At 38.4% G+C, this 440-nt stretch carries 1 protein-coding gene; it reads left to right on the plus strand.

Going from position 1 to position 440, the window contains the following annotated elements; genetic code table 11:
• A partial coding sequence (locus tag IDG65_RS14285; protein WP_206174233.1) for a DUF4767 domain-containing protein occupies positions 1–305 on the plus strand: 305 nt, incomplete at its 5' end.
• Positions 306–440 lie beyond the last annotated feature (135 nt).

The raw sequence follows: 440 nt of genomic DNA on the forward strand, positions 1-440 counted from the left end.
GTCTTAAAGTCCCTCAAGCTATTTTGAACGGGGAGTGGAAGATGGCTATTGGTGGAGTGCCTGTTTCTGCAGAATGGTCAGAAAGTGGGACAGGTCAAGCAGACTATCAAATCACAGCCGTCTATTCCGATGCAGAGACAGAACCATATCTGAAAAAGCACGTCTATCTATTCGGGTTTCAGCAAAATCAGCCAAAAGTATTGGTTACACAACAACATCAGGGAAATCCCGCTAATTATCTTTACTTTAACGAGACAGCGAATAATGAATTGAAAAATGGCTTTAATCAAATCGTTTATGGGTAAGTAAACCAGTGAGAGTGAGAGAAAGAAGAGACTCAGTGGAAAATATTAATTGATTGCTATGTCTAAGAATTAAGATGAAGGATGAAATTTCTAGTTTCGTCCTTCATCTTAGTTACGTTTTACTTGGATAACTAT

It is taken from the genome of Staphylococcus sp. EG-SA-17 (assembly GCF_017151845.1).
GTDB lineage: Bacteria > Bacillota > Bacilli > Staphylococcales > Staphylococcaceae > Staphylococcus > Staphylococcus aureus.